The 1,155-nt window shown below is 71.5% G+C and carries 1 protein-coding gene; it reads right to left on the bottom strand.

The window, feature by feature from the left end; translation table 11 throughout:
- Positions 1 to 937, bottom strand: a 937-nt coding sequence (locus ACRDSQ_RS15230; RefSeq protein ID WP_431421799.1) for an RCC1 domain-containing protein, incomplete at its 3' end; no start/stop codon positions are given.
- Positions 938 to 1,155: the final 218 nt, after the last annotated feature.

Below are 1,155 nucleotides of genomic sequence, written 5' to 3'. Positions count from 1 at the left end.
AGGTCGAGCCGTCCGTCGTGACCCCGCAGCTGAACCGGGCCCCGGCGCTCACCGAGACAAAGCTCAAGCCGCCTGAGACCGCGACCGGGGTCAGCCGGTCGGTGGTGGACCCGTTGCCGAGCTGGCCGACGTCGTTGAACCCCCAGCAGTGTGCGGTCCCGGTGGGCGTCACCCCGCAGGTGTGGCTGGCGCCAGTGCTGATCGATGCGAAGGCAAGCCCCCCCGAGACCGCGACGGGGACGGTGCTGTTCGTGGTCGAGTTGTTGCCAAGCTGTCCGAAACTGTTCAGCCCCCAGCAGTAGGCGGCGCCGGCGGGAGTCAGGGCGCAGGTGTGCGGCCCCCCCGCGCTCACCGCCGCGAAGGTGACGCCGACCGGTGCCGCGACGGCGACCGGGGTCGTGCTGCCCGTCGTCGAGTTGTTGCCGAGCTGGCCGCTCAAGTTGTCGCCCCAGCAGTAGGCGGCGTTGCCCGTGGTGACGGCGCAGGCGTGGCTCGTTCCGGCGCTCACGCTCCGCAGGGTCAGCCCGCCGCTGATCGACTGGGGGGTGCTCCGGTCCGTGGTCGAGCCGTTGCCCAGCTCCCCGTCGGCCGCGTAGCCCCAGCAGTAGCCCGCGCCGCCGGTCGTGAGGGCGCAGGTGAAGGCGAAGCTGCTCGAGATCGCGGCGAAGCTCAGCCCCCCGCTCACGCGCACGGGCTTCGGGCTCCCGGTCGTGGTGCCCTCGCCCAGCTCGCCGTTGCCGTTCTGTCCCCAGCAGAAGGCCTGGCCGTCGGGCGCCACGCCGCAGGTGTGGTTGCTGCCGGCGCTGACGACGGTGAGGGTGAGGAACCTCGGGCCGAGGACGTCCTTGCAGGCCGTCGCGGCGGCGCCGAGCAGACCGAGGGAGAGGATGCAACGCCGGACCGTCGCAGCGGAGCGCGACACCACTGGAGCTGCCATCGAAGTCCTCCTGCCACTGCGCGGGAATTGGTCCACCGCGGCGTTGTCGGTAAGCCGAGTCATGCCCTGCCCCCCGGCGTGAGCCTGAGAATGCGGTCTCAGCGTATGTACTTCAGGTCGCCGTTGGTGGCGTCGGAGTAGCTCACGTGCACCCGCCCGGCTCCGTCCACGGCGAGCGACGTGTACGATCCGACGCTCCCGGCTTGGTCGACCGCCAC

The sequence above is a fragment of the Actinokineospora sp. genome (assembly GCF_050699995.1).
GTDB lineage: Bacteria > Actinomycetota > Actinomycetes > Mycobacteriales > Pseudonocardiaceae > Actinokineospora.
This window is presented reverse-complemented; position numbering and strand designations above follow the sequence as displayed.